We start from the raw sequence: 1,703 nt of genomic DNA, 5'->3' as shown, positions 1-1,703 counted from the left end.
ATCGGCCGGCGGGGGCACACTCGACACCGGCTTCGTCCCCGTGGCGCCCAACACCGCCGACGCCGTCACGGTGCCGGCCGGGCACTCCAGCGACGTGGTGATCCGGTGGGGAGATCCGGTGATCCCCGGAGGCCCCGCCTTCGACTTCGAGAACCAGTCGGCCGCCGCGCAGGCGGTGCAGTACGGCTTCAACTGCGACCTGGCGGTCCTGTTCCCCATGGACGACCGTGACGAGAGGTTCCTGCTCACGGTCAACCACGAGTACACGACCGAACCCATGATGTTCCGCGGATACGACTCCGCGGCCCCCACCCGGGAGCAGGTCGAGATCGCCTGGGCCGCACACGGCCTGACGGTGGTGGAACTCGCCAGCCGACGGTACGACGGCGGGCTCGATCCCGTGATGGGCTCGTACAACCGCCGCATCACCGCGACGACGCCGTTCGAGTTGCGTGGCCCCGCCGTCGGCCCGCTGACCCGGACCACCGCCGACCCCACCGGGACCCGCGTGCTGGGCACCCTCAACAACTGCGCCGGCGGCCACACCCCCTGGGGGACGGTCCTGTCCGGCGAGGAGAACTTCAACCAGTACTTCGGCACCACCGGCTCCGTCACCGACCCGGCGCGGGTGGAGGCCCTCCGGCGCTACGGGGTGTCGGTCGGCGAGTCCGGGCGCAAGTGGGAACGCTTCGACAGCCGCTTCGACCTGGCGGTCGAACCCAACGAGGTCAACCGCTTCGGCTACGTCGTCGAGGTCGACCCGTGGAACCCGGATTCCACGCCCGTCAAGCACTCGGCGCTCGGCCGGTTCAAGCACGAGGGCGGGACGGTCCACGTGACGGCGGACGGCACCGTCGTCATCTATTCCGGCGACGACGAGCGATTCGACTACCTGTACAAGTTCATCTCCAGCCGGACGATGGTGCCGGGGCGGACCCCGGCGGCCCGGGAACAGAACATGAGGATCCTCGACGAGGGGACCCTCTACGTGGCCACCTTCACCGGCAACTCCCCGGAGTCCGAGATCGACGGGACGGGCGCCCTCCCCTCGGACGGCGCATTCGACGGTACGGGTGCCTGGATCCCGCTCCTGACCGTCGACTCCGCCGGCAACGCCGTCTCCCACGTCCCCGGCATGAGCGCCGAGGAGGTCGCCGTGTACACACGCATGGCGGGAGACGCGGTCGGCGCCACCAAGATGGACCGCCCGGAGGACGTCGAGCCCAGCCCCTCGACCGGCAAGGTCTACCTGGCCCTGACCAACAACACCCGCCGCACCGTCGGCCAGGTCGACGAGGCCAACCCCAGGCACGACAACAAGCACGGTCAGGTCGTCGAGATCACCGACGACCACGCCGGTACGACCTTCGGCTGGAACCTGCTCCTGGTCTGCGGCGACCCCGCGGCCGCCGACACCTACTTCGGCGGCTTCGACAAGTCCAAGGTCAGCCCGATCTCCTGCCCGGACAACGTGGCCTTCGACCCCGCCGGTGGGCTGTGGGTGTCGACCGACGGCAACGCGCTCGGATTCAACGACGGGCTCTACTCGGTGGCCACCGAGGGACCGAACCGGGGCGAGACCAAGTTGTTCCTCACCGTTCCCGTGGGTGCGGAGACCTGCGGTCCGCTCGTCTTCTCCGATCGGGCGATCGTCAACGTCCAGCACCCCGGGGAGAAGGACGGGGCCTCGATCGAGAACCCCG

General features: G+C 69.6%; 1 protein-coding gene. It reads left to right on the top strand.

Going from position 1 to position 1,703, the window contains the following annotated elements; translation table 11 throughout:
* Positions 1-1,703, top strand: a 1,703-nt coding sequence (locus G6026_RS16445) for a PhoX family protein (protein WP_241728147.1), incomplete at both ends; no start/stop codon positions are given.

The sequence above is a fragment of the Dietzia sp. DQ11-38-2 genome (assembly GCF_014145055.1).
GTDB lineage: Bacteria > Actinomycetota > Actinomycetes > Mycobacteriales > Mycobacteriaceae > Dietzia.
This window is presented reverse-complemented; position numbering and strand designations above follow the sequence as displayed.